This window comes from Gelidibacter pelagius (assembly GCF_017581925.1).
GTDB classification, from domain to species: Bacteria; Bacteroidota; Bacteroidia; order Flavobacteriales; family Flavobacteriaceae; genus Gelidibacter; species Gelidibacter pelagius.
Genome location: NZ_JAGEVG010000009.1, coordinates 97,119 through 120,169 on the forward strand (window position 1 = coordinate 97,119; position 23,051 = coordinate 120,169).

The following is a 23,051-nucleotide window of genomic DNA, read 5'->3' on the forward strand; positions in this document are numbered from 1 at the left end:
GATGGCCCCTAATGAATGGGCCTGCACCGTAATTACAGTGATAGTTCTACTGCTTAAGTTCTGCTGGCAGTCAATATTATTTTTTTCCAATTAGCGTTGCGATTGGCTTATCATTTCTACTCCATTCACTCCATGAACCAACATAAAGTTTTGGGATTTCCAGTCCAGCGTGGGCTATTGCTAAAAGGGTATGACAAGCCGTAACACCCGATCCACAATGAACAATTATGCTTTCGCTTTTAGCATTTTTAAATATATTTTCATATTTAATCTTTAATTCACTCGGAGATAGAAACTGACCATTTTTCTTTAAGTTTTCTGAAAAAGGGATATTAATTGCCCCTGGAATATGTCCCGCAATCAAATCTATTGGTTCAGTTTTTCCATTATAGCGATCAGCATCCCGAACGTCAATTACGGTATGGTTTTCCATCTGTGAAACCTTTTCAACCTCATCAAGATCTGCCATTGGAAGTTTCCAATCATTGAATTCATACATTTCTGTATTATTGATGATTTCTGTTTTTGAGCTCATTGGGAAGTTGATCTTCTCCGCTTCTTGAATTCCACCATTTAAAACTTGGACTTTCTTATGGCCAATTGACCTTAGCATCCACCAGAATCTTGCCGCAGCACTTGAGCCATTTTGATCATCGTAAATTACGACGTGACTTGTTTTAGATATTCCGATATTTGATAATGTTTTAGCGAAATCTTCAATTTTTGGGAGTGGATGTCTGCCTCCAATTGATGGATCTTTGTTAACTTCAGCAAGATCAGTGTTTAGATCAACAAATAGAGCGCCTTTTAAATGTTTTGATCCATAATTTGATTTAGCGTCTTTTCCACTACTAGCATCAACAATTACAATGTTTTCAGTTGCATATAATTTAAGCAATTCTGATGCTTGAATTATTGGAGAAATAGTTATATCCATTTTCATTATTATTTATCTATATTTTGCTTGCGTAATGATGTTGCACAACCTTTAGTTTATATCACTTTGGTGTGTTTAGCTTTTTTTTATAATTATTATCAAGTCTTCCAATTGGGTATCAGTTTTACCTAAAATTTGACTTTCTCTTCTTTCAATTACGATATCAGGTACGGTACCATTTCCATCTAAAGTTTTACCATTTCTTTGGAATGACAGCATAGTAGATAATCGTATGCTTATTTTGGAGTTTTTCAAATCGAAATAAACCGATCTTCCACTCGAGCCGTTTGTATTAGTCCCAACGATCTTTATATTGGCCAATCCTTTAAATGCAGAAGTGAATACAGACGCTGCGCTAAATGATTCTTCATTGACCAAAATATATACAGGGCATTCTAAAGGCGATTCATTACTATGGAGAACCATATAAAACGGATTGCTAAATTTTTTTTCATCGAACTTGTATTCAGTCTCATAGCCGTTATTGAAATCATCAATAGCTTTTCTGTCCTGATCTGAAAGAGAACCTGATCGATAGTTATAAAGGTATCTTCCCTGCATTGAAGAAATGTCTTCATTCAGACGTTGATCACTTCGCACATATGCCAGATTTGCGACCCATGGCGATTGTTCAGGCTGTACAAAATATCCAGATAAGGTATTAAGAATATCGCGCGTTCCACCGCCATTTCCTCTAATATCGATGATTAGGGCTTTCGCATTTCTGAATTTTTCGATAGTTGTATTCAAGTAGAGTTCTATCCTGCTATTGTTTTTATAGCTGGCCATTGCAGGAATGGCGAGGTATGCTATTGAATCTGTTAACCATGTATCTAAAGTATTCAAATTAAAATCTTTATCTCCGTAAAAAGATTTCATAGCCGTATTGGATCTTAACGAACCAAGATCTGACCACGAATGTTGTTTGTTGCTTAAAGGTAAAGTCAATGGCATATCCTTCTTGCCGTCAGTTAAGATTATATTTAGCTCCTTTATATGATGTTCTCCTTGTTGGAAATAAAGTTTGCCAACGGCTCTTAAGTCCTTTAAACCATCAGTGATTCGAGCTGCATTGGGCGAAAGTTTCCTTCGATAGGCATAGTGCTCTAAAAACTTATCCATAGGTAGCCCGTTAATACTCTTTAGAAAGGGATATTTCTTTGAATAATACTCATATTCTCCATTGGAGTTTTTTTCTTTTAAAGCCACTATATCCCCATCCAATGAGGATAGAACAAATGGAAAATAAAGATTTAGTTGTTCAAAATCGTCGGCTTCGAAGTTTTTCATTTTAATACCTGCATGACGATCAATAGTTTCCGAAATTATTTTTTCCAACTCGTAGGCCAAAAAATATATAGGGATGGAATCATGAAGTCGGATTTCTTGCTCGATGAATTTATAGCGACTGGAAAAATCAAAATCTGACAATTGATAATAAGAAGATTCAATTTCCATTAAAGTTTTGAATTCATTCAAATCTTCGATGGCTTTATCCTTCTTCAAATATTGGGCAAAACAAGTACCGGAAAAAAGCATTAGTGTTATTCCTATTAAGTGTTTTTTCATTAGTATTTAGCTATTGTTAATGTTTTAATTTTGCGTCCCAATCGACGAATTTGACTTTGTGGCCTAAAAATCAATCACTTGGCTAAGGTGCGTAGTGCCAAAATAGTTAATGCTCCTGTCCATACTACTGTGGGTTGATGTGATCAGACTTTGCTTTTTCACGCTTTCCCCAAGCAATGACTTTTACACCTTCTGAGTATTGAAAGCTGTGCGGTTTACCTTCAATGAGTTGGTTGAGTCTTGGATAATCGATTTCTAATGCTTTCAAGTCCATCTCGTTAATTGGCCATTCCAAGTGGTGGATCTCAAATTGGTTAATCGACTTTTCTGTATCTTGAAAAAGAGCGTATCGTTCCGTCAGCCAGGTTTCCAATGCTGTTTTCTCGGTGATTGCTTTTCCTATGGCAAATTGTATATCCAATTTATCATTAAATTCGGTGTTATTGGATTCGTATCGGTGTTCAGTTCGTTTCATTCTTGAAAATCTGTACGGAAGTTGGGATATGCTTCTGGCAACTTTACAAGATATTTTTTTTCCGCCCTCCATACTCAGAAAATAAACACCAGCTTTATGATTTGATTTCACATAAGTGCGGATGTTCACTTCGTCAAAATCCGAAATTGGTGGGAAGGATGGTAGGTTTTTCGGTCGAATCTTTTCCATTGTAAATGCCACAACTGAAATCCAAGGTTTTCCATCAAAAAGATCGATTTCTAATTCTTCTGGCACAAATTTTTTCAGTTCGCTGAATTCCACTTGCCAATGAAGGAAGATGGCTTTGTTCCACTCTTGATAAAATTGCCAAGTTTCGGTGGGTATTTTCCAAGGTCTGTGTTCGGTTGTATGTAGTAGCTCTCGGATGGTCATTTCTTCATTGTCATTAGATAGAGGTGAAAACCTTTTGCCCAAAAGTCTTTTTCCACTTTCTCCAGTTCAAAACCCATTTTCTCATAAAACTTGAAGGCATGTTGACTTGTACGAACGATTATGATTTCAATTTCTTGGTTTTCGCTTAAACAGTTAATTCTGTATTGCGTTAGTTTTCTTCCGATTCCTTTTTCCTGTGCTTTGGGATCAATGATATCCCATGAGATTCGAGCGAGTTTTTCTTCTGGAAAATAATTAATGCCTCCAGCCCCTAAAATTTCAGAGTTTTCTACAAATACAAAATAGTCCTCTACTTCCGTATCAAGATATATTTCAAGATCGTTTTCTTCTGAAGGGTCAAAATATTTTGGAATATTTCGTCTTAGTAAGTCGATGACCTTAATTCTGTCCTTCTTTGTATATGCTCTAATCATGGTGTGGATTGTAATCATCTAATTTACCAAATACTGACTGAAATAAATGCACCATAGTACCAAGACTTCGAAATGGGACAAATTTCATTTACAATCTTTTAGATTGTCTTACTTATTTGTGAGAGATTTTTGACAATATAAAATGAAGATTTATTATTTTTAAAACCATAAAAATGTATTTTCGTTTGTACTAAACCCTTTTGAATGTCAGAAGCCAAGTTAAATCCCTTTATTAACGCCCTTGAAGTAGCGTCTGAAATTCTATATTTCCAATGCATACAGAAGATTAGCCGAATGTTATTGACCCCAAACGCTGATACTAATTTCACTTTTCTCCAAATCAATTCTTAAACAGGCGTCTTTATGAAACAACTATTGAAACTCATTACGATTGGCTTGATTTCTGGCTTTGTGTTGATGTTGGTATTAAAAATAGTCATTGAATTGACGGGTAATACGGCCTATGTTCTCCTATTTAATTTTGATTATATTCCTGTAGTTAAAGACTTGGAACCGGTTTGGTTTTTTGGACAGCTTTTTCATTATTTAACCTGTATTATCAGTGTGATTGCGCTCTTTTACATTTTAAAAACATGGACCTTACAGAAGACACTATGGCCTTATATGCTTGTTTATACCATAGGAGGAGGGGGACTGTTTTTTTTAACGGCATTATCTGAACAACCACCCGCAGCAAACGATATTATGGCTTGGATTTATTGGACTATGGCCCATGCAATTTTCGGCTATACGGTTGGCGCAATAATAAAAAAATGGATGTAAAATCTTTTGCAATCCTGAATTAATTGATCACATGTGTTGTCAAGATGAATGGCTAAATTAAATCCAAAAAACTCTTGACCATTAGTAGTTACTTCTTCAAGACCCGCAAAGCGGATGTTTTTTTAAAAAAGATCAAAGCATCGTAGCGTAATGGAATGATGGTAGGGACAAACTGCCTTCTGTCTCCTCGGGGATTATAGACCACGCCCACAGCTCTATTTCCTAATGTTTTCAGATTTTCCTCCTTTCGATCTTCGTCGTCAAAGATTATATAAAAGCTGTCTTGATCTACTTGATTTAATTTGTATTCGATACTATTGGGAATAGCTGGCGGAATGGTCATCTCCTTCATAGGAGCGCCCCAACTGGAGCCTGCCATCACTTTCCCCTCATAGGTGGTAAAGCCAATCAAAAACACATTGACGTCACCCAATCCTTCTCGCGTAAGCTGACCGATATTCTTTTGGCCGGCACTTCGCATGCTTGTATATTCCGCATCACCAATATGCGTATTATGTGCCCAAACAATGCCTTTGGAGTTCTCACCATAAAGATTTAATAGATCATTGACGGTGCCATGCATGTGATGGACTCGGGAATTCCATGAACCAGGCCCTGATGAAGAAACACTTTCTCTGTAGAATTCCTCAGCATTCTGTACGACAATCGTGTTTTGTAACAAATAAAAATAAGCGTCATCTGAAAGTTCTTGTAATTTATTTCGATTGTTTTTAATATATTCTACTACATTTTTAGTAGCTGTTGTGCAGGCATCCTTGCCAGCATTTACTGCATGTGCATAGCTCCAACTATCGCCTTTGTGCGGTTCGAAGCACTTGTATTGATCTTCCGCATATTTAGAGATGGTCTGGTCGGTAGATTTGAGCAGGTCCAAAACCACTTTTTTGGAATTCCATTCGTCATAGACATCCATTCCATAAAAGCCTACTTTTTTATTTTGAGGTAATTGATCGTTGTGATTGCGGAGCCATTCGGCTAATGCTACTACCTCTTCATTGGCCCACATCCAAGTTGGCCATCTGTTGAGCTTCAATAAAACTTCTTTGGCAGAACTTGCCGCGCCATCCAAATTTTTCACGTAGAGATTGAGGTGGTATAAACTTGCAAAATCGCCTTCTACCGCAATAAAACTGAAGTTCTGCTCTGATATCAACCGTCGACTGATTTTATCGCGCCATAAGTAGTACTCATGGGTGCCATGACTCGCTTCGCCCAATAACACCAATTCCTTATCGGCGGCCGCTGAGATCAGCTTGTCCAAACTCGTATCTCCTTCAAGAGGAATAGCTTTTTGTTTCATATTTTGGGCGGAACAAGACATACTGCCAAGCAATAATAAAACTCCTGCAAAGTATGTTGTAAGTAATTGATTCATATAATAATCAAGATAACCATAATTAATGTGCTTATCAAATTATCGATAAATGATTATCTCGTCAGTCGTCACTGGTAGTGTGAAATTAGGCTGTAAAATCCGCGAGTCTCCTCGGTCAAAGGAGATCAATGAACTTGCCAGTAATTAATTTGATGTCCCTGAAATTTATTGCTTTACTATATCAGATTCGATTTCAGGCCTATTCCCAAATAGCCACATGAGAATGCCGCCAGTTATGAACATCCATATCGCATAAGCTGCAGTTGGTATACTCATTTCAAAATTATTCAGTATCGACGTGGCAACGACGATGGCTAAGGTTCCGTTTTGTATCCCACTCTCAACGGTGATTGAAATGGCACTCTTTAAATTCAATTTGAATAATCGGGCCGTAAGATAACCCAATCCCATGGTGAGGATATTTAACAGCAAAGTAGGTAGTCCAACTTCAGTCATTGCTGTACCCAAGATGTTATAATTTGCAGCCAATACGGCAATAAATACAATAATAAAAATGACGGTTGAAGCCGTACGCATTGGTTTTTCCATTCGTCTGGCGAAGTTTGAATTCAATCTGCGAATGAACATGCCTATTGAAATAGGAATAATGGTAATTCCCATGATTTGAATGATCGTATTTAGTATGGGCAATTTGATAGTCACACCGGTACCAGTGCCAAAATAGTCTAAGGCAAAGGACAAAATAAAAGGTATTGTAAAGACGCAGATTATACTTGAGATGGCAGTTAGTGTCACCGATAATGCAATGTTTCCTCTACAAACCTGTGTGATCAAATTGCTGGTAGCACCTCCCGGACAAGTAGACAGAATCATTAATCCAACTGCCATTATTGGGTTTAAATCAAAAGCTATGGCTAACGAAAAACCAATGATAGGCAAAAATATAAGTTGATTGGTAAGGCCAATTAAAATGGCTTTCGGGTTTCTTAGAATTCTCGCGAAATCGGAGAGGATTAAAGTCATTCCCATGCCTAGCATAATAATGGCAAGAGATAATGGTAAAAATATATTGCTTATGATTTCGGCTATTGTCATAGGTTGATTGATTGGTTATTCATCTTGGTCATACGCGTTGTAGATAAGGTTTATATGTAAGAATATTTTGCGCACAAGGAGCTAACTTACTAAAAATAGAACAAACTAACGTAAAATCTGACTGGATGCGCTTTTGCAGAAGCGGATTTTCCGAATTGACCAAAATCAATGTTGGTTTAGAAACGTTGTGCGTAGTAAGAAATTTACTAATTGAAAACTGAACGAATTAGAGAGGGCTTCAGTCAGTTAAGGTTTTGAAGATGCTGTATTTTAGTCATTTCATAAATTCCGTTATCGTCTTAAGTGATAGAAAGAGCGATTGGGACGATGGATTGCGAACCGCTGACTACAATCTGTCCCAATCTTTTATAGGTAAGATCCGTACGTTTGATATAGTTAGGGGCACACTCCGTCATTTGGTGGTGTCATCCATTCATTTATCAACTGTTTGTCCTTTTGAATAAGCACCTGAAGAATAGGTCGATTCTTCATTTTGTATCATCTTGATTTTTTTACTATTCCAATTTAGAATAACACGATAATTTCTAAAAAAATCTAAACCAAATCTCTTACTTAAAGATTCTTCTGAATGCACCTTTTCATTTTTTAGAGTAGAATTTACGAATTCTATTTCATTAATTATTCCTCTATAAGATTCCCTTGCTAGATCCTGTTTTCCATAAACACCAATAAATCCGTGAGTTTCAGATTTTGTGAAATCTGAAATTTGACCACTTTCTTTTTGCTTTTCAAATTCGGAAAATGGAATTACTATACCACCATCATATCCAAAATCTACAGGAAAATTCCAAACCTTTTTTCCGTTTACTTTGCAAGCAATTGAAGGAATGCCTGCGTAACCAATAAATAATTTATTCTCAATTATTTCTTCAGGTAAGCTTAGTTTCGATTCGTTATCCGTTATAGTGATTTGGTTTTGGTTGAAGTCAAAATCCCAAATGGCATGTTGCATTAAATTTGAGCCTATGAATCCGTTAATATGCAAAGAAGACCAAACGGGCATTGATTTAACATCCTTGATTACGGCTACTGTATTCATGAAATTTATTGTTCCAATTCCAATTTTATCTATTCTTGCATATTTAGTGATTTTTGATTTATCAAAAACATCATAAACATTTACTGAATCAAGAACTTTTAAATTTAAACTTTAAGCAAGTTCTTTGAATACAACAAGGTTTATCTTTAAAGACTATTATATTAGTAAAAATATAATGCGAATCGATATTGACGACCAGATTAAAGTCGATGGATCCTTGTCAAAAAGAATCTATTAGTGGAAAGGCTCAAAAGCAGTATTGATAAAAACACGCTTTTTGAATATAATTTTACCATGCAAACGAGCTTTCAGAACTATATGACTGTGCTTTCTGCACATTTTACGGCAGCAAAAAGTATTAGAAGAGACCATCAGACGTTTGAATCTGAATTAGTGGTTTATAACGAAAATTACGAGTCCTATAAAGAGGAACAGGACCAACTAAAAACAGAATTTCCTATTGCGAAAATGGAACGCATCCACTAAAATACGGTATCCAAAAACAAACGAATGCTCTCCTGATTGGCGCGAATCAATTCATTTCTGGCACTCTCAATATCCTTTGGTTTTTTGTCTTGTGAAAGTTTGAATTTACCTTCCCAATGAGTGATGTCAATTTCAAATCCTTTAACATAACTAATAAATTGAGCCATTCTGGGATTATCCAATTCTAAAGTGTATTTGTGCTCAGGAGCTTCTAAAAACGACGTCATGTCAATCATGGATTGTTTGATGGCTTCTTGATCAACAATGTCTTTGACCTTGCCTTTGAGATGAACCACAATATAGTTCCAGGTGGGCAATTGTGTGGTGCTGTAGATACTTGGTGAAATATAACATTGCGGGCCTGAAAATATAACGGTAACATCATTGTCGTCTTTTAGCAATTCTGCTTGCGGATTGTATTTGTCCAAATGGCCAGTCAGTTTTCCATCAGAATAGATCAATGGTAAATGCGAAATCAATGGCAAGTTGTTTTTGACCGAAATAAGAGTTGCCAGTGGATAGGTTTTGATGACTTCAATGATATGCTCATGGTTGTCATCTTGATGTTGTTTTGGTGGGTAGTTTGTCATATCGTTTATTCCCGCGAAAGAGGGAATCTCTTGAATTTAAAAATAGCGTTTGGTAAGAGCGCCTCCAATTTGTTAATTAAGTGTGGTTAACAAAGATCTCACGTCTTCTGATGAAACAGGTGACAATCAGCAGGAAGAAGTTTTAATTCCATTTTTTACCTTAAATTCTGTAAAATATAGCCAAGGTTTTTTAATTTCATACCTCATACCTCATACCTCATACCTCAACCTCATACCTCAAAACCTCGAAAGCTTCATACCCCAAACTGTCTCAAGTGATGGTCCAAATGTTTGTATTGCATTCGTCCCCATTGATCTGTGCTAAAACTGCCAAAATAAGGGTGTTTAGGCCAATGCATATTTAAAGCTTTGCCTTGGAATTCGTTAATGGTTAATTTTAATTGATCTCTTTCCGTTTCAAAAACTTGCCGATCGGTTATCTTAAAATCTTTGGGTGTGGTAATGTTTTCTGGCCAAGGTTTGTCATTGTACATGATGGGTTTATAAAACTTGAACACCATCCTTTTTAAAAATCCAACTTTTTCCTCTAATTCCATCTTTCCACTGGCCACCAATAACGGCATTTGGCAGTGTTTTACCATTTGTGCCACATCCATTTTCCCCCAATTAGGCGTAGAGTTTTCTGTAAGTTGATCAATACGGGTCAATATTTCTTGATGTACTTTTTGGTCAAATAGCGTTTGCATCCTACAACAATTAATGTATTGGTTCTGAAATTTACAATTTTTATCTTTTCTTTGATAATAATTACCTATTTTTTATAACCAAAAAAGTACTGCATCTGCAATTAATACTAACTTTATAATCATCTAATTTTATTTGGGGAGCATGTCAGAAAAACAACCTTCATTTTCCATAAAAAACTGGTCGCAAGATGATCAGCCTCGTGAGAAATTAAGAGATAAAGGAAAAGCAGCTTTGAGTGATGCCGAACTTGTTGCTATCTTAATTGGTTCTGGAAGCAGAGATGAAAGTGCTGTAGAACTGTGTAAACGTATTTTGGCCAGTGCCAATAATAATTTAAGTGCTTTGGGTAAATTGTCAATCAAGCAGTTGACGGAATTTAAGGGGATTGGCGAGGCAAAAGCCATCACCATCATTGCAGCCTTAGAACTGGGAAGACGACGTAGGGGAGAAGAAGCGCTCCAACAACATAAAATTGATTCCAGCCAATCGGTTTTTGAACTCATGCAACCCATTATTGGTGAACTGGGACATGAAGAGTTCTGGATCATCTATCTGAACAATTCCAATAAAGTGCTTCAAAAAAATCAGTTGAGCAAAGGTGGCATCACCGGAACCCTGGTTGATGTCCGATTGGCTCTTAAAATGGCGCTCGAAGTGGGAGCCGTAGGTATAATTCTGGCACATAACCATCCATCAGGAACGCTAAAGCCGAGTGAGGCCGACAAGCAAATCACACAAAAATTAAAAAATGCTGGAAATAGTCTCGATATTAAGGTTTTGGATCATTTGATCATTACCGAGAACGCCTATTTCAGTTTTGCTGATGAGGGAATGCTTTAGGAGAAGGAAGACGGATGACGGATGACGGATGACCGATGACGGGTGACGGGAGGCCGAAGACCAATGATTGCCTGCCCGACCGATTGCCTGAAGTTTTTCTAAAGGCGGGCAGCATTTGCAGAGGAGGGAACACTATAAACTACTCAAACACCAAATTCCAATCAAATCAGGCCAAATTGACACACGAAATCATCATATTCCATGGTCTTACTATTATGTAAAACAGTTTAATTAGGAAGGTTAATTTAATGAATAGAAGCTTAAGCTGGAAATTTGTCTTTTATTATCTCCTGTAGAATATTTTTTTTAAATTTAATTAACTTCATGAATATTGAGCAAATGGCCATTTTGGAATATGGAATTTGTAATTTTGAAGTTTACGACTATCAATGCTACTAGTTTACACCCATAAAATTACCCATAGATTAACCTATGCTTTTAAGCATATCAGTTTGCGTATCTTAAATGTTCCAGTGAGTTTTACAACCACGGTTGAAGAGTTTATTGCACATGACAGTATGAAAATTTCCTATACCAAACAGCCATTAAGTAGCGAGTTGTTTATTAGGAGCCATGAACTCTTATTTGAACAGGGACTTTCTGATTTAGATATTCATGTTCAGGATTGGGGCAGGACAAAATGCTTTTTTTCAACATCTGATAAAAGTAGTATACCCTTTGATATATTTGCGGCTACTTTTTATTTGTTGAGTAGGTATGAAGAATATTTACCGCATGTTAAAGATGATTACGGACGGTTTCTGGCTACAGAAAGTTTGGCGTTCAATGAAGGCTTTCTGCATCAACCAGTGGTGGATATCTGGGCCTATAAATTTAAGGCCATTCTACAGGCACAGTTTCCGGATTTTGAGTTTCCAATAAAAAAGTACAGCATTCAACCAGTTATTGACGTGCCAGTTGCCTATTATTTTAAGGAGAAAGGTTTGTTAAGGACTTTCGGAGGTACAATAAATGATTTGTTCCGATTAAAATTGAAACAGTTTTACAGACGTTTTCAATCTTTGGCGGGTTTTAAACGCGATCCGTATGATACGTTTAAATGGATCATAACCAAACAAAAACAAACCCCAAATAAGTTTATCGTGTTTTTCTTGATAGGCGAGTATTCTACTTATGACAAGAACATCAACATCAATAAGAAGCGATTTGTATCGCTCATTAAATATGTTGCTGATTACTGTAAGGTCGGATTAAAAGTGTCGTATCTGGCGTTGGATGATAAGGAAATGCTAAAACATGAGAAACGGACTATGGAAGCGACTACAAACTATCCGTTAGAGGCATCAAGGCATTCATTTTCCAAGCTTAATTTACCCGAATCCTACAGAAACCTGATTGAATTGGAAATTAAGCAAGATTTCACAATGGGATATATCAACCACATGGGGTTTAGAGCTGGCACTTGTACGCCATTCCAGTTTTATGATTTGGATTATGAGGTACAAACGCCACTGCAGATCAATCCGTTTCATTGTGTGGATTACGCGCTGTTAAAGCGCCATTCCTTATTGGATAAAAAAGAGGATCTACTGCGTATCATCAGGGAAGTGAAAAATGTAAATGGCACCTTTGTGCCCATATTTCATAATTATTCGTTTAGTGATTTGGATCGATGGAAAGGATTTAGGGAATTATTTAGAATGGTATTAGAGTCAGAACATGAAGATTAAAGCTATTAAACACGTTTTTTTTGATTTGGATCATACGCTTTGGGATTTTGATAAAAACTCAGCGTTGACCTTTGATAAGATCTTCAAGAGACATCAGGTGGAAATCAACTTAGAAACCTTCCTAGAGGTTTATGAACCTGTTAATTTGAGGTATTGGAAACGCTTTAGAAATGATGAAATTGACAAGATAGAGTTGAGATATGGGAGGTTACGCGATACTTTTAATGAAATCGGTTTTGTTGTAGATGACACCTTGATCCATAATCTTGCAATGGATTATATTGAGTTTTTGTCCAGCTTTAGTCATCTTTTTGAAGGCACGCTTGAGCTGTTACAGTATTTGCAGCCCAAGTACCAATTGCATATCATCACTAATGGTTTTGAAGAACCCCAGTTGAAAAAAATGAATGCTTCTGCAATCACTTCCTACTTTAAAACCATCACCAATGCTGAAATAGCAGGTGTTAAAAAACCGAATCCTATTATTTTTGACTATGCTCTTAATATCGCAAAAGCACAATCTAAAGAAAGCATCATGATTGGCGATAATTATGAAGCGGATATTCTGGGCGCACTGAATGTCGGGTATGACGCTATATTTTTTAATTATAGAAATGACCTAACAGAACCACATATCAAGCAAGTCAGACATTTATCACAACTTAAAAAGTACCTATAACTAAACAGAACTTCTTTAAAGTTTGGCAATAGAGACGATTTAAAAAAGTAAAGACCCAGATGGTACTTATTTTTTTAAAGGAAGATAAATGATGACAGAATTGAACTCATTCTGGAAATGTAATTTAAAATAGTTGATGATTGGTGTCTTTGTTCTAATTGCGATCAGACCTTGATTTTTTTTCTAACTTTATTGTATCTTTATATCAAATTAATATATCCAAATATTCTATGAAATCCATTCTAACACTATGTGCTTTTTTGATATTGTTCAACTTCAAAGGACTTTCTCAAGAAAGCATCAATGCCTATAAATACATCATAGTACCAAGTTCCTATAATTTCTTAAATGAGCCAGACCAATACCAAATTAACTCCTTAACCAAGTTTTTATTTGAAAAACAAGGGTTTAAAACACTGTTGGCAGATGAAGAGTTTCCTGAAGACTTGAACAATAACCGTTGCCTTGCATTATATGCCGATGTTGAAAAGCACAAGGCATTCTTAAACACTAAATTACAGGTGCATTTAAAGGATTGCAACAATAAAGTGGTGCTCTCTTCAGAAATTGGTCAATCGCGGGAAAAGGAATACAGCAAAGTATATAACCTTGCTTTAAGAGATGCATTTAAAAGCCTTGAGAATTTAAATTACAGCTATCAACCAAGTTCGAAAGTCACGTCGAAAACTACAAATGTGTCTTCTCAAAATGTAGAAAACTCACAAGCTCAAGTAGAAATTGATCGTTTACAAAGAGAATTAGAAGCACTGAAAGAATCAAAACTCCGAGCGGCAGATGCTAAGATGCAGGCCGAAGCTGCAAAAGAAAGGGCTTTGCGTGAAAAAGAGCGCGTAAATATACAGGTAAAGGAGAATGAGTCGGTTGAAAAAGAAGCTAAAATAGAACTTGCAGAAACCTTAAAAAATGAAACGAAATCTGATGAAAGTATACAAAACTTATTTGCAAACCCTGTCGCAAACGGTTACACAATTACAGATGCATCTTCTAAAGTATTGTATCATCTGGTATTTTCGGGTAAGGAAGATGTGTATATCGTTAAAGGCCAAGATGCCATTGTTTATAAAATGAACAACAGCTGGATAGTTTCAAAAGCCAGCGATTCTGGTGTTTCCATGAAGACGCTTAATGTGAAATTTAACTAATAACTAAGGCTGTTTATCAAATAAAAACCCCGAAGCGCATTTCTTGCCTCGGGGTTTTATTTTAATAACTTTAGGATCATTATTTTATTGCTTCTCAATTTCACTCTTATCTTAGTGTCTTTTTTCAATCTCTATTGTCTGTTTTCTATAGTCTTTTGTCTCTATTCTATCGTCTTTTGTCCAACTACCCACTACCCACTACCCTCTAATACCCATATTTCGTCTTCCAACGTTGTTTTAAAAACTCACGTTGCGAGTTTTCCCTGGCATTATTTCCCGGTTCGTAAAGTTTGGTGTTTTTGATTTCGTCAGGAAGAAACTCTTGTGGCGCAAAGTTGTTTTCGTAACTATGGGCGTATTGGTAATTATCGCCATAACCCAATTCCTTCATGAGTTTGGTAGGCGCATTTCTTACCGATAAAGGCACCGATAAATCACCAGTTTCCCTAACCAATTGTTGTGCTCTCCCAATAGCCTCATAAGCGGAATTGCTTTTTGGAGACGTAGCCAAATAGGTGGCACATTGGCTCAGTATAATGCGAGACTCTGGGTGTCCAATCACAGAGACCGCCTGAAACGTGGTATTCGCCATAACTAATGCCGTCGGATTGGCGTTGCCAATATCTTCACTGGCCAAAATCAGCAAGCGTCGGGCAATGAATTTGACATCTTCACCACCTTCAATCATCCGTGCCAACCAATATACCGCTCCATTGGGATCACTCCCTCGAATTGATTTAATAAACGCCGAAATAATGTCATAATGCTGTTCGCCAGTTTTATCATAGCGCACCGTATTGCTCTGTACTTTTTTGAGCACGGCTTCATTGGTGATCACAATCTTTTCATCTTCATCATAAGAAGTGATGATCAATTCGAAAATATTCAAAAGCTTTCGGGCATCGCCACCAGAAAGGCGCAATAAGGCTTCGGTTTCCTTCAGTTGGATGTTGCGCTTTGAAAGAATCTCATCTTGGGTAATCGCGCGCTGCAACAAGTCTTCCAAGTCTTTTTTATCAAAAGAATTCAGTACATACACCTGAGCACGGGACAGGAGGGCAGGGATGACCTCAAAACTTGGGTTTTCAGTCGTAGCACCAATAAGGGTGACCCAACCTTTTTCAACCGCTTCCAACAACGAATCTTGCTGAGATTTACTGAAGCGATGGATCTCGTCAATAAACAACAGGGGGTTTTTAGCTGTGAACAAACCACCGCTGTGCTTCGCCTTATCGATTACTTCCCGGATGTCCTTGACCCCAGAATTGATGGCACTCAGCTTATAAAATGGACGGTTGGACTCATTGGCAATAATATTCGCCAAGGTCGTTTTCCCCGTTCCAGGAGGCCCCCAAAAAATCATGGACGGAATAACGCCCTGCTTGATGTGTTGCGTCAAAACCCCTTTGTCGCCAATCAAATGGGATTGACTCAAGTAGTCTTTTAAATATTTTGGTCGTAAACGTTCTGCTAATGGTGCATTCATATTGCAAAATTACATGAATTCCTTTGAAATAATTAATTTACTAATATACTATTGTAAGACATTGTGTCTTGATGAATGTTATGGAGTGGAAATAATCATCATTTTGGTGAGAATTTCAATAAATGAAAACAGAGCAGAGTTAGTTGGCATTATTAAATAAAAGCCTATGTTCCCTGGCTGCCGGCGCGCAGGTTTGCTCTAACAGCGAAGCGGTCTTGATTCTATTATCGGGCCTTGTTAATTATAAACTAAAATGTCAATAGTAAGCATATCTTTATTTCTACTTTTTGGGCATGCCTTTTTTGTGAAGGACAAAAAAGTCGTGCTCTCGCGGCTCAATCTTTTTGTTTTGAAAAAAAAGCAAAAAGGATTTCAAACAAACCGCTCCATCACTCATGCAGAAACGTGACAATTTTTCATATTTGGGTCAAATGGATACGAATTTGATAAGAAACCTTTAAATTTAACCATGGGCAATCAGCAACATTTCAGATATTCAACAGGCGTGGTAGCCTATCCCATCTTTTTTTTGATGCTTATTTGGGTAGTGTTTTGGTTGCAAGTCCGTTTTTTTCCGGTCATTAAAACCTGGGGTATCGTTCCTGAAAGTTTGATTGGTCTGCGAGGTATCGTATTAAGTCCGCTCATCCATTCCAATATTGAGCACATCTACCACAATAGTATTCCGTTGGTCGTACTCACCATGGCCTTATTTTATTTTTACAGACCAATTGCCTGGAAGGTCTTGCTCTATGGTATTCTGCTGTCGGGATTGATCACATGGACTATTGGAAGACCAGCAAACCATATTGGCGCCAGTGGCCTCATTTACGTATTGGTCAGTTTTATATTCTTTAAGGGTGTTTTTGCCAAACACTTCCGATTGGTGGCCTTGTCACTGTTGATTATCTTTCTATACGGCAGTATGATCTGGTACGTACTTCCCATTAAAGACGGCATGTCATGGGAAGGGCATTTGGGCGGACTCATTACAGGGTTGCTCTTTGCCGTTATCTTCAGAAAGGCCATTGCCAAACCAGAACGTTACGTCTGGCAAGAGCCACAGTATAATGAAGACGACGATCCGTTTTTAAGACATTTTGACGAAAATGGAAACTTTATTGAGAATTTGGAACCTGAAATTGAAAATGAAATTGTCGGCCTGACGGACGGGCAGAAAGATGAAATTGAAAATGATGACCAACATGGCGGACCCAAAGTCAATTATATTTATAAAGAAACCCCAGAAAAAGAATAATTAGGTCAATGACATCCCATCGATTATGTCACAATGGTTCTAATTTTGAGTTTTATTCGTTGCCGAAATCTACTCCCTTTGCCTACCTATATGTATTCGGGCTGGAATAGGTAAGTTAGGAACACAAAATCAACAATCAACAATCAACAATCGTCAATCGTCAATCAAAAATCTAAAGTCTTTGTCTCACCACCTCATACAAAAACGCACCACAGGCCACAGAAACGTTCAAGGATTCAATCTCTCCTAAAATCGGCAATTTGGCTTTTTCATCCACTATTTTTAGAATAGACGGATTGATGCCTTTGCCTTCAGATCCCATGATAATCGCACAAGGTTCTGTGAAAGAAACATCGTAAAGATTTTGGTCGGTCTTTTCAGTAGCGGCAATTACTTTAATGCCCGATGCCTGCATGTAGAACACGGCATCTTTAATATGATCGACCTTGCAGATTGGAATTTTGAAAATAGCACCCGCACTTGTTTTGATGGTATCGCCATTTACGGGAGCACCGCCTTTTTTCTGAATGATAATTCCTGAAACACCGGTACATTCTGCAGTTCTGATTATGGCACCAAAATTACGGACGTCACTTATCTGATCCAATAGTAGAAATAAAGGCGTCTTGCCGGATTCCAAAACATTGGTGACCAATTCCTCCAAGGGATAAAAACTGATCGGTGCAATTTGTGCCACAACACCTTGATGGTTCTTAGTGGTCAATCGGTTGAGTTTTTCAATAGGGACGTAAGAAAAGTTTAAACGTTCCTTATGTAAAAGTTGCTCCAATTCAGTAGACAAATCGCCGCGCAATCCCTTTTGTAAAAATATTTTGTCAATGTTTTCACCAGATTTAATAGCTTCTATAACCGCTCTGATTCCAAAAATAGTTGTTTCGTGTTCCATGGGCGCAAAGGTATAAAATAACCTTCTTAGTTTGGGAAGGTTTATTTAAGAATGCATAGCTAACCTTTCATTTATTTTTTAAAAGAGTGTATAAAAAAACCTCTTAAACATAAAGCTTAAGAGGTTTTCAAATTTCAAGTAGGCAAATTAGATTAATTCACGTCCCAGAATAATTTACTGAATACTGTATCTCCATCACTTAATTTGGATACTGCTGCAGCTCTATTTTCTCCATTTAAAGTTTGTGAGGTAACAGGATACCTTAAACGGCTTGGTAATGTGTTAAGACCATCGACACCTGACAGAAATTTATATGAAGCTTCTCCGGCTGCTGCCGCTTGTGCAGGTGATAAAGTGTAAGTTTCATCTGGCAGGAATAAAATTGTCGAATTTGGATAGCCAGTTCTTCTGAATTCCGCATACGCTTGGTGTCCTTGCATATAAAGTGCGACGTATTTTTGATTCAGTACATTTTCTTCATTTGCAGGTGGTAAATTGGCCACAAATGTAGCGATATCTCCAGCTGGCACGTTCCATTTTTCCATCGAAGCAGTTACTGCTTTCTCATAGTTTTCTTGGGCAAAACCATTGAGTTCAGAAAGTAAAAATTCAACTTCAGAATATTCCATTAATACTTCCCTGAACGTTGGGCTTAAAACATCACTGCTTGGAAATGAATAAAGGTCAAAACCAATTCTATTGACGTTTCCGTAAGCATAAGGTACCCCAACGTAATCTGAGTAATTCGTACTCGCTGGATAAGTGGCATCCTTGATGGATTGAATGCTGGCACTAATTGGTGCAGCCATACTGAATAAACGTGGGTCTGGCCCAAAATTGCCGGTGACACCTTTCATAAGGTCAACAAATGGCGCAGAAACTCCAAAGTCAGTTCTATCGATAAACGCTTTCCACATTGGGTTTTCGTTTCCTCCAACATTGTCGTAGAATTGAGCGGCACTATCATTATTGCTCGTCATAACTCCATCGGCAATTGCAGCAGTTATAGCTGCATCAGCAGTACTGGCATCCACCTCTTTAAGCATTGTAGCAACTCTTAGGATTAAAGAGTTTGCAAATCTTTTCCACTTGGTAGCATCACCATTAAAAATATTATCACCATTGGAAAATACTGGTGCATTGACATTGATCATATCTGCTGACTCACGAAGTTCTTTTAAAATATCAGCATATATTTTTTCTTGTGAAGCAAAAACCGGAGATAAAATGTCATCTACTTGTAATGCCTCAAATTCTGGATCGTCAGATCCATAAGACCAGTAAGGTACATCACCAAAGGTGTTGGTGTGCTGGTGAAAAATATAAGCCAACATGATTCTTGAGGCTGCTATTTGATTATCATTGTCTCCGAGAGCTGCTGCTTCAGTTTTAGTGTCCTCATTAGTGTTGTATTCTATGATGGTCTTTAAATCTGTCGCTACTAAATAGGCCACATTGTACAAACCAGAAGCTGAGGTTTCACGGTATAAATACCGATCTTCATCAGCATAACTGTTCTGTGCCCAATATTCCATCCAATTCAATGTAAGTCGACCATGATTGAACGCGTCTCTCGAAGCAGAAAGATACTGTTCTGTGGCATGATTGAAAATGGTATTGGTGGGTACCTGTTCAGGACTGTTGTTATTAACATTTGCGTCCTCAATTCCTTCACCACATGATGATACCAGAGAAAACCCTGTCATCAGTGCTAATATTCCTATATATTTTATCTTTTTCATCGTTTAAAATTTTATTTCTAAGTTAAGACCGTAAGTTCTTGTAGATGGTAATGAACCACCTTCTGAGCCTTGAATATTACCACTACCTGCAGTTGCAACTTCAGGATCGAAGTTGTCGTTATCTAAGCCCCATGTGAAAAGATTTCTTCCAAATGCACTAAGTCTTAAAGAGGCAATATCTTTGGTCCAAGATTTTGGGAATGTGTACCCAAGTGTTACTTCTCTTAATTTAACGTAATCGGCGTCAAACACGTTTAAAGCGTCTGCTCCAAAGTAGTAATCAGTTCCCCATCTTTGTGCACTCACTGAGTTTGTGTTTGCTGCTGTATTGCTAACTGTATAATTACCTTCAGCATCATAAGTTACCGTACCTGTAACACCTTGAAGAACGACACCGTCTTCGCGAATATTGTTGGCAGCTGTACTCTCGGCAATACCAGAGTAGTGGCTCCACAAGTTTGTTAAAGATCTGTATTTACCTCCTTTTTGAATATCAATTAAAAAGCTAAAGTTGAAGTTCTTGTAAGTGATGCTGTTTCTGAAGCCCATGTTATAATCAGGCAATACAGAACCCAAGTTTTGAACAGTTTTAGTTTCTTGATAAAGTCCATTTGATCCCACTACGCGGTTTCCGTTATCATCATAAACAAAATCGGTACCTCTAATGACACCGTAAGGTTCGCCAACAACAGCATTTAATGTGACACCGTTGAAAGGGAAACGTGCGAGTTCGAGAGAATTTACGCCTGGTAATAGTTCTAAAAGCTTGTTTTTGTTTTTTGAAAAATTCCAAGTTACTGTCCAATCAAAATCATCCGTTCTTATCGGAGAGACGTTAAGTAAGACTTCAATACCTTTGTTTTCCAATTTACCAGCATTCGCAACTGTCGAGGTATATCCTGTAGCAGCGTCAACTTGAACTGGAGTAATCAAATCTTCAGTAAGTTCGTCGTAATAAGTGATGTCAAAGTTGATTCTGTTGTTAAGAAAGCCCATTTCCAGACCCACTTCCCAAGTAGTCTTGTTTTCAGGTTTTAGATTTGGATTGTTGTTCTTGCTTGGTTGGGAAAAACGAGGTTCTCCGTTAAATACCGGTCTGTCATCAAAAACATTCCTTAATTGGTAAGGATCAGTGTCACTACCTACTTCAGCATAACCCCCTCGTACTTTACCAAAGGCAAGCCAGTTGGCGTTAATTAGCTGAGAAAAAACAACACTACCAGATACTGAAGGGTAAAAGAAAGAGTTGTGTGCCGCCGGAAGTGTGGACGACCAGTCATTACGTCCTGTTACAGTTAAATAATACGTGTTATCGTACCCAAAGGATGCAGATCCAAAGACACTCTCAATCTTTCTTTCAGAATCGTAGTCGTTTACGAAAGGGTTTGACTTAGAGTTGCTAATATTGTAAATGCCATCTACTACAAGACCGCCGTTGGTTTCTCCAGATAATGAGTGGTATTCATTAACTCTTTTGTTGGCACCAACAAAGGCGTTAATGTTTAATTTATCGTTTATGAAATTATTGTCATAATGGAGTAAAGCTTCGTAATTAATCTCTGAGAAATCACGATCAATTTCGTAGTAACCAGACTCTCCTTGAGATCCTATTGCGGTTCTATCACTTCTTCTATCATCATAGTTGTCGGTATAAATTTTACCTGTTACGAAAAGTTCGTCAGTAAAATTATACTTCAATCCTACATCTCCAAAATACCTTGACCTTTTATCTTGTGAAGTGTTTTTATTTATCGTCCAATACGGGTTGTCTGTGTATCTTACAGTAGCATCATTATATGCTGTTCTGTTCCAAGAACGCTGAGTTCCATCAGGTAGCATATATTTTTTTAAACGCTCCATATCCAATGATGTTTGGCCAAATTGGAAAAACTGCTGAATGACACCAGCACCAGTATAACCAATTGAAGGACGATTGAAACCATCAGTTACCGTAAAGTTAATACCGGCATTGACTTCTAATCTATCGGTGATTTTTGCAGACCCATTAAAGTTTAATGATGTTTTGTCAAGTGATGAATTAGGTACAATTCCCGTTTGTTGTGTATTGTTAATCGATAACCTCATTTGAGATTTTTCAGATCCAGTTGAAAAAGCCACACCATTATTATAGGACATCCCTGTATTGAAGAAGTCCTCGCGGTCATATTTAGGATATACCCATGCACGCGGATTCAAATAATCTTCTGGAAATTCAGGATCAAATGCATCCCAATGTAATACTCTACGATTAGGATCGTAAGCTGGTCCCCATGATTCATCGGTGGCGTAATCTACAATGTCGTAGGTTTGTCCATTGATGGTCGCTTGTGCAAAATCTGAGGCTCCACTACCTCCACCGTAAAGTTTTTGAACTTTCGGGATGATGCTGATAGACTCAAAACTGATTCCAGAGTTGAATGTAATTTCAGATTTACCTGATTTACCTGATTTGGTAGTAATAAGAATCGCTCCATTGTTTGCTCTATTACCGTATAATGCTGCTGCAGCACCACCTTTAAGAACGTTCATGGAAGCAATGTCATCAGGGTTGATATCAAAACCAGTATCTCCATAATCGACACCTCCGCCTCCAGTTTGAGTTCCAGTAGAATTATAGTTACTGTTATCCAATGGGATACCATCTACTACAATTAATGGACGGTTGTTTTGGGTGATCGAACCGATACCTCTTAGAACAATTCGCGTTGAACCTCCTAAGTTACCTGATGGCGAACTGATTTGAACACCTGCGACTTTACCGCTTAAAGCGCCAAGTGCATTTGCGTTTCTCGACTCAACGAGTTCTTCACCAGCAATTTGTTGGGTAGAATACCCCAATGATTTTTTCTCTCTCGAAATACCCAATGCCGTTACAACTACTTCATCAAGCATTGCAGCGTCTTCCTGCATAGTAACGTTAAGTGTATTTGACGCCCCAACGGTAATTTCTTGGGATTTTAGCCCGATATAGGTGAAAGAGAGAACATCACCTGTATCAGCATTAATGGAGTATTTTCCATCAAAATCTGATTGTGTACCTGTTGTGGTTCCCTTTACAATAATGTTAACTCCGGGAAGCGGCAGACCTGACTGGTCCGTTATGGTTCCCGAAACCACTTTGTCTTGCGCATACAACGTATGTGCGACTAACACTACCAAGAGTGTTAGAATTACACGAAATTGTGTTCTCATATTTAAATTAATTTGAATTAGCCTGGTTCAAAAGTCCTAATAAAAAGTTAAAAAACCAATTAAAACTTCGGGGAATTTTAAATTAATCTAAATAAAATTATTTACGGTATTGATCTTCAAAGATTTATATTAACTAAATCGATTGAGATAGTACGTTTCGATTACATTGAAGAGAGGAGGGGCTTGATAATGATGTTTTTTTATAG

Annotated in this window: 20 protein-coding genes; 7 read left to right on the forward strand and 13 right to left on the reverse strand. The window is 37.5% G+C overall.

Translation table 11 applies throughout. The annotated features are described in order from the left end of the window. Positions 1 to 76 precede the first annotated feature (76 nt). From J4051_RS09015 to J4051_RS09030, 4 genes are all read right to left on the reverse strand, one after another. Entirely contained in the window at positions 77 to 937 is an 861-nt protein-coding gene (locus tag J4051_RS09015; RefSeq protein WP_208233549.1) for a sulfurtransferase, read from the reverse strand. Positions 938 to 1,012: 75 nt separating this feature from the next. After that, positions 1,013 to 2,506 (reverse strand): S41 family peptidase, encoded by a 1,494-nt coding sequence (locus J4051_RS09020; protein ID WP_208233550.1) that lies wholly within the window; start codon positions 2,504 to 2,506, stop codon positions 1,013 to 1,015. 124 nt (positions 2,507 to 2,630) lie between these two features. Beyond that, the gene (locus J4051_RS09025) at positions 2,631 to 3,374 is read right to left on the reverse strand and encodes a YqjF family protein (protein WP_208233551.1); all 744 of its coding nucleotides are present in this window, start codon (positions 3,372 to 3,374) and stop codon (positions 2,631 to 2,633) included. Next, the gene (locus tag J4051_RS09030) at positions 3,371 to 3,826 is read right to left on the reverse strand and encodes a GNAT family N-acetyltransferase (protein ID WP_236027323.1); all 456 of its coding nucleotides are present in this window, start codon (positions 3,824 to 3,826) and stop codon (positions 3,371 to 3,373) included. Before J4051_RS09030 ends, J4051_RS09025 begins: the two co-directional genes overlap by 4 nt. A 345-nt stretch (positions 3,827 to 4,171) precedes the next feature. On the opposite strand from J4051_RS09030, the gene J4051_RS09035 reads away from it, so the two are divergent. Continuing rightward, complete coding sequence (locus J4051_RS09035; RefSeq protein ID WP_208233552.1) at positions 4,172 to 4,591, forward strand: hypothetical protein; 420 nt, start codon at positions 4,172 to 4,174, stop codon at positions 4,589 to 4,591. 88 nt (positions 4,592 to 4,679) lie between these two features. Here J4051_RS09035 and J4051_RS09040 read toward each other — a convergent pair whose 3' ends face one another. The 3 genes from J4051_RS09040 to J4051_RS09050 all read right to left on the reverse strand — a co-directional run bounded on the left by J4051_RS09040 (position 4,680) and on the right by J4051_RS09050 (position 8,103). Beyond that, positions 4,680 to 5,912 carry an erythromycin esterase family protein gene (locus J4051_RS09040; protein WP_208233553.1) on the reverse strand — a complete coding sequence of 411 codons (1,233 nt, stop codon included), beginning with the start codon at positions 5,910 to 5,912 and terminating at the stop codon, positions 4,680 to 4,682. 240 nt (positions 5,913 to 6,152) lie between these two features. After that, the gene (locus tag J4051_RS09045) at positions 6,153 to 7,043 is read right to left on the reverse strand and encodes a bile acid:sodium symporter family protein (RefSeq protein ID WP_208233554.1); all 891 of its coding nucleotides are present in this window, start codon (positions 7,041 to 7,043) and stop codon (positions 6,153 to 6,155) included. Between the two features lie 433 nt (positions 7,044 to 7,476). After that, positions 7,477 to 8,103, reverse strand: a complete 627-nt coding sequence (locus J4051_RS09050) for a hypothetical protein (RefSeq protein ID WP_208233555.1) — start codon at positions 8,101 to 8,103, stop codon at positions 7,477 to 7,479. 237 nt (positions 8,104 to 8,340) lie between these two features. Here J4051_RS09050 and J4051_RS09055 point away from each other — a divergent pair, with 237 nt between their 5' ends. Beyond that, positions 8,341 to 8,589, forward strand: coding sequence for a hypothetical protein (locus J4051_RS09055; RefSeq protein WP_208233556.1), 249 nt, complete (start codon positions 8,341 to 8,343; stop codon positions 8,587 to 8,589). On the opposite strand, the gene J4051_RS09060 is transcribed toward J4051_RS09055, so the two are convergent. Then, complete coding sequence (locus tag J4051_RS09060; RefSeq protein ID WP_208233557.1) at positions 8,586 to 9,179, reverse strand: FMN-binding negative transcriptional regulator; 594 nt, start codon at positions 9,177 to 9,179, stop codon at positions 8,586 to 8,588. The two genes, J4051_RS09055 and J4051_RS09060, sit on opposite strands and share 4 nt — an antisense overlap. Positions 9,180 to 9,433: 254 nt before the next feature. Further along, positions 9,434 to 9,886 carry a DUF1569 domain-containing protein gene (locus tag J4051_RS09065; RefSeq protein ID WP_208233558.1) on the reverse strand — a complete coding sequence of 151 codons (453 nt, stop codon included), beginning with the start codon at positions 9,884 to 9,886 and terminating at the stop codon, positions 9,434 to 9,436. Positions 9,887 to 10,028: 142 nt separating this feature from the next. On the opposite strand from J4051_RS09065, the gene radC reads away from it, so the two are divergent. The 4 genes from radC (at position 10,029) to J4051_RS09085 (ending at position 14,260) form a co-directional block, all read left to right on the forward strand. After that, positions 10,029 to 10,727: a RadC family protein gene (gene radC, locus J4051_RS09070; RefSeq protein WP_208233559.1), complete on the forward strand. Its 699-nt coding sequence runs from the start codon at positions 10,029 to 10,031 to the stop codon at positions 10,725 to 10,727. A 389-nt stretch (positions 10,728 to 11,116) separates the two neighbouring features. Then, the gene (locus J4051_RS09075) at positions 11,117 to 12,418 is read left to right on the forward strand and encodes a polysaccharide deacetylase family protein (RefSeq protein ID WP_208233560.1); all 1,302 of its coding nucleotides are present in this window, start codon (positions 11,117 to 11,119) and stop codon (positions 12,416 to 12,418) included. Next, positions 12,408 to 13,097 carry a YjjG family noncanonical pyrimidine nucleotidase gene (locus tag J4051_RS09080; RefSeq protein ID WP_208233561.1) on the forward strand — a complete coding sequence of 230 codons (690 nt, stop codon included), beginning with the start codon at positions 12,408 to 12,410 and terminating at the stop codon, positions 13,095 to 13,097. The genes J4051_RS09075 and J4051_RS09080 overlap by 11 nt, the downstream gene beginning before the upstream one ends. Positions 13,098 to 13,327: 230 nt before the next feature. Beyond that, positions 13,328 to 14,260, forward strand: coding sequence for a hypothetical protein (locus J4051_RS09085; RefSeq protein WP_208233562.1), 933 nt, complete (start codon positions 13,328 to 13,330; stop codon positions 14,258 to 14,260). A gap of 205 nt (positions 14,261 to 14,465) precedes the next feature. On the opposite strand, the gene J4051_RS09090 is transcribed toward J4051_RS09085, so the two are convergent. Further along, positions 14,466 to 15,746 carry a replication-associated recombination protein A gene (locus tag J4051_RS09090; RefSeq protein ID WP_208233563.1) on the reverse strand — a complete coding sequence of 427 codons (1,281 nt, stop codon included), beginning with the start codon at positions 15,744 to 15,746 and terminating at the stop codon, positions 14,466 to 14,468. A gap of 469 nt (positions 15,747 to 16,215) precedes the next feature. Between J4051_RS09090 and J4051_RS09095 the strand changes: the two genes are divergently transcribed. Then, positions 16,216 to 17,004: a rhomboid family intramembrane serine protease gene (locus J4051_RS09095; RefSeq protein ID WP_208233564.1), complete on the forward strand. Its 789-nt coding sequence runs from the start codon at positions 16,216 to 16,218 to the stop codon at positions 17,002 to 17,004. Positions 17,005 to 17,176: 172 nt separating this feature from the next. Here J4051_RS09095 and rlmB read toward each other — a convergent pair whose 3' ends face one another. The 3 genes from rlmB to J4051_RS09110 form a co-directional block, all read right to left on the reverse strand. After that, positions 17,177 to 17,911, reverse strand: a complete 735-nt coding sequence (rlmB, locus tag J4051_RS09100; protein WP_208233565.1) for a 23S rRNA (guanosine(2251)-2'-O)-methyltransferase RlmB — start codon at positions 17,909 to 17,911, stop codon at positions 17,177 to 17,179. Between the two features lie 152 nt (positions 17,912 to 18,063). Next, the gene (locus J4051_RS09105) at positions 18,064 to 19,653 is read right to left on the reverse strand and encodes a SusD/RagB family nutrient-binding outer membrane lipoprotein (protein ID WP_208233566.1); all 1,590 of its coding nucleotides are present in this window, start codon (positions 19,651 to 19,653) and stop codon (positions 18,064 to 18,066) included. A gap of 3 nt (positions 19,654 to 19,656) precedes the next feature. Continuing rightward, positions 19,657 to 22,845 carry a SusC/RagA family TonB-linked outer membrane protein gene (locus J4051_RS09110; RefSeq protein WP_208233567.1) on the reverse strand — a complete coding sequence of 1,063 codons (3,189 nt, stop codon included), beginning with the start codon at positions 22,843 to 22,845 and terminating at the stop codon, positions 19,657 to 19,659. Positions 22,846 to 23,051: the final 206 nt, after the last annotated feature.